Consider the following 1,618-nt stretch of genomic DNA (forward strand, 5'->3'; position numbering starts at 1 on the left):
TCTTATCTTTTAACTGGTTTTCCATAAAATAATGTTTTAAATAATTTTTGAATATTCTGCCTCCGGCAGATAAATACTGCGATATATTTTTCGCCTCAAAAACAATTCCCTTTGTATTCCCTTGTGCAAGCCGCCTTTTACATAACATCAGTACGTTTGTACTTGTATAATTTAATGCACATACCGTTGCCTATCAGGGATGAAAACAGGATTCTCATCCGTTTGTAATTTTTTTATTACTTAATTGTATTTGGTAGCAGATGCTGCTTTATTTGTTGCTATACAATTAAGAACAATGAACAAGAAAACACTCCTGGCAGCAACACTGGCTATTGCCTTTGCTGTACACAATGCATCCGCCCAAGCTCCTGTGGCAGAGCTTCCCGGCTTCGCCGCCTATGCCGATCCGGTAGAAGAACATGTAGAAATCAATGAACACCGCGGCGTTGTTCACTGGACAGACAATCGTAACAGCGTTAACTTCTATTTCCATGTGGCTAATCCCGGCTCACTTAAAGTGTCTTTACAAGCCAGGGCAGATGCTGAAAGCAAAGTGCTGGTAACTGTAAACGGATCTCAAAAAATAGTTAGCATTCCTTCCAATAATGATTTTGTAAATATTCCTGTGCTGCAAACATCCGTTAAAAAAGCAGGCTTCTATTGCGTATCGCTGAAAGGAGTGGAGAAGAAAGGAAATATATATGCAGATGTAAAAAGCGTTGTCCTTTCCGGCACCGCTGTGAAAGACATTCAATACAACGCGAAACCCTGGCGCCGTGCAGCTTCTGTACATTTAAACTATCCCGTTCCCGAAGGTAAAAATGTAGAATGGTTTTATGGAGAAATTAAAGATCCCGTGGGAGAAGATAAACTGGGTACTTATTTCATGTCTTGCGGATTCCACAGAGGTTATTTTGGGATGCAGGTTAATTCGCCCACAGAAAGAAGAATTATCTTTTCAGTTTGGGATGCAGGAGGGGAGCCGCAGGAGCGGAGCAAGGTAAGGTATGAAGACCAGGTAGTGATGCTCGCAAAAGGTGATAGCGTAGAAGCCAGCGGGTTTGGAGGAGAAGGAACAGGAGGACATAGCCACTGGGTATATAACTGGAAAGCAGGGGATACCTACCGTTTCCTGATGCACAGTGTGCCAACAGGAAATACCACTACTTATACGGCCTATTTTTACGTGCCGGAACACAGGGAGTGGAAATTGATTGCCAGCTTCAGAGCGCCAAAAGACGGTAAGTACATGGGCCATCTCTATTCCTTCCTGGAAAATTTCTCCTTTGAAAACGGTCATCTTGGCCGCAAGGGATATTTCGGTAACCACTGGATAAAAACCAACACCGGTGAATGGATAGAACTTACAAAGGCCCGGTTCTCAAATGATGCCACAGCTAAGGCAAAAGACAGGCTTGACTTTGGCGGCGGTTCCGAAAACGGGTGGTTCTATCTATGGAACAGTGGCTTCAAACCAGCCAATGCAAAATATGGAGATCTGTTTGAGCGCCCCGCAACCGGTACGCCTCCTATTATTGAGTTACCGAAGTTCTGATAATCTGTAAAAATATATTACTTACCATATCCTACATCAATACCCATTGCCCGGCGTTGTTAC

The 1,618-nt window shown here is 43.3% G+C and carries 1 protein-coding gene; it reads left to right on the plus strand.

The window, feature by feature from the left end:
* Positions 1-295 precede the first annotated feature (295 nt).
* A complete protein-coding gene (locus VN105_RS21300; protein ID WP_325643982.1) occupies positions 296-1,555 on the plus strand; it encodes a DUF3472 domain-containing protein in 1,260 nt (419 codons plus the stop codon).
* The last annotated feature ends 63 nt before the right edge of the window (positions 1,556-1,618 follow it).

It is taken from the genome of Chitinophaga sp. (genome assembly GCF_035564935.1).
Taxonomy (GTDB): domain Bacteria; phylum Bacteroidota; class Bacteroidia; order Chitinophagales; family Chitinophagaceae; genus Chitinophaga.

Bases quoted from the DNA above. Each gene is read 5' to 3' on its own strand.
- VN105_RS21300 (WP_325643982.1), top strand. From the start codon at position 296: ATGAACAAGAAAACACTCCTGGCAGCAACACTGGCTATTGCCTTTGCT.